Source organism: Micromonospora sp. NPDC047707 (assembly GCF_040704235.1).
In the GTDB taxonomy this organism is placed as follows: Bacteria; Actinomycetota; Actinomycetes; order Mycobacteriales; family Micromonosporaceae; genus Micromonospora.
The window spans coordinates 1-2,379 of the sequence record NZ_JBEYSU010000120.1 but is presented as its reverse complement, the minus strand read 5'-3'; the positions used below and the strand labels follow the sequence as shown (position 1 = coordinate 2,379).

The following is a 2,379-nucleotide window of genomic DNA, read 5'->3' as shown; positions in this document are numbered from 1 at the left end:
CCACGGCGAGCAGACACCGCGTCACCCTGCCCGCCACGGCGGTGGATGTCATGCCGCCACGCCGTCCACAACAGACCTTCTCAAACACGCTCTAACAAGGGACCCTTCCGCTACCGAAAGCGTTAACAAGGGCCCTTCCTTGCACCGCCACCGCCCGGCGCGCCTCAGTGGCCGCTCGGCGCTCGGCGGTCGCCTGCGAACGCTCTGCCCGGCTAACCTCTGCACCGAGAGACGCAGGTCACCCCGAGCGACGAGGGAGTACGGCATGAGCGAGGCATTGGCCAATCTGCTGAACGAGACACGCCAGTTCCCGCCGCCGGCCGAACTCGCCGCGAACGCCAACGTCACCGCCGAGGCGTACGGCGAGGCGGACGCCGACCGACTGGCCTTCTGGGCGATGCAGGCGGACCGGCTCACCTGGGCGAAGCGCTGGGACGAGGTGCTCGACTGGTCGAAGCCGCCGTTCGCCAAGTGGTTCGTCGGTGGGCGGCTCAACGTGGCGTACAACTGCCTCGACCGGCACGTCGAGGCCGGGCGGGGCGACAAGGTCGCCATCCACTGGGAGGGCGAGCCGGGCGACACCCGCACCATCACGTACGCCGAGCTGCACGAGCTGACCTGCCAGGCGGCGAACGCGCTGACCGACCTGGGGGTGACGGCCGGCGACCGGGTGGCGATCTACCTGCCCATGGTTCCGGAGGCCGCGGTGGCGATGCTGGCGTGCGCGCGGATCGGCGCCACGCACAGCGTGGTATTCGGCGGCTTCTCGGCCGACGCCCTGACCAACCGGATCCAGGACGCCACGGCGAAGGTGGTCATCACCGCCGACGGCGGCTACCGGCGCGGCAAGCCGTCCGCGCTCAAGCCGACCGTCGACGAGGCGGTGGCGCAGTGCCCGTCGGTCGAGCACGTGCTCGTGGTCCGCCGCACCGGCGAGGAGGTCGCCTGGTCGGAGAAGGACCACTGGTGGCACGAGACGGTGGAGACGGCGTCGACGGAGCACGCCCCGCAGGCGTTCGACGCCGAGCACCCGCTGTTCATCCTCTACACCAGCGGCACCACCGCCCGCCCGAAGGGCATCCTGCACACCACCGGCGGATACCTGACCCAGGCGTCGTACACCACCCACGCCGTCTTCGACCTGAAGCCGGACACCGACGTCTACTGGTGCACCGCCGACATCGGCTGGGTCACCGGCCACTCCTACATCGTGTACGGCCCGCTTTCCAACGGCGCGACGCAGGTCATGTACGAGGGCACCCCGGACACCCCGCACAAGGGCCGTTTCTGGGAGATCGTCGACAGGTACCGGGTCACCATCCTGTACACCGCGCCCACGCTGATACGCACGATGATGAAGTGGGGCGAGGACATCCCCGCCGGCTTCGAGCTCACGTCGCTGCGGCTGCTGGGCAGCGTCGGCGAGCCGATCAACCCCGAGGCGTGGATGTGGTACAGGCAGCACGTCGGCCGGGGCGAGCTGCCCATCGTGGACACCTGGTGGCAGACCGAGACCGGCGCCATGATGATCTCGCCGCTGCCCGGCGTGACCGAGGCCAAGCCCGGCTCGGCGATGACCCCGCTGCCGGGGATCAAGGCGGACGTCGTCGACGACCAGGGCCAGCCGGTGCCGAATGGTGGCGGCGGCTACCTGGTGCTCACCGAGCCGTGGCCGTCGATGCTCCGCACGATCTGGGGCGACGACAACCGCTTCCTGGAGACGTACTGGTCGCGCTTCGGCGCCGGCGCCAACACCGGCGACGACTGGGTCTACTTCGCCGGTGACGGCGCGAAGAAGGACGACGACGGGCACATCTGGCTGCTCGGCCGGGTCGACGACGTGATGCTGGTGTCGGGGCACAACATCTCCACCACGGAGGTGGAGTCGGCGCTCGTGTCGCACCCGTCGGTGGCCGAGGCGGCGGTCGTCGGCGCGACCGACCCGACCACCGGGCAGGCGATCGTCGCGTTCGCCATCCCGCGCGGCAACGCGGACACCGCCGGTGAGGCGGGCGAGCAGCTCATCGCCGACCTGCGCAACCACGTCGCCCGTACGTTGGGTCCGATCGCCAAGCCGCGGCAGATCATGCTGGTTCCGGAGCTGCCGAAGACCCGCTCGGGCAAGATCATGCGGAGGCTGCTGCGGGACGTGGCGGAGCACCGGTCGCTCGGCGATGTGACGACGCTCCAGGACTCGTCCGTGATGGACCTGATCTCCACGGGCATGGGCGGCGGCAAGTCCGACGAGGACTGACGACAGGCGTACTCCGGGTGGGTGGCGGTCCGCGCCGAACTACGTGGCGGCGCGGCTGCGCGGGCACTTCCCGGTGCTGTACGCGGGCAACAAGGGCCTCGTCGCCCATGAGTGCATCCTGGACC

2 protein-coding genes are annotated in these 2,379 nt (G+C 70.1%); both read left to right on the top strand.

Going from position 1 to position 2,379, the window contains the following annotated elements; all coding sequences use genetic code 11:
* Positions 1–265 precede the first annotated feature (265 nt).
* The gene (acs, locus tag AB0873_RS32235; RefSeq protein ID WP_366604547.1) at positions 266–2,254 is read left to right on the top strand and encodes an acetate--CoA ligase; all 1,989 of its coding nucleotides are present in this window, start codon (positions 266–268) and stop codon (positions 2,252–2,254) included.
* 43 nt (positions 2,255–2,297) lie between these two features.
* Positions 2,298–2,379: hypothetical protein (locus AB0873_RS32230; RefSeq protein ID WP_366604549.1), on the top strand; the 82-nt coding region annotated here is incomplete at its 3' end.

What these genes read in the sequence shown, in the direction of transcription:
- acs (WP_366604547.1), top strand. Translation starts at nt 266, where the DNA reads ATGAGCGAGGCATTGGCCAATCTGCTGAACGAGACACGCCAGTTCCCG.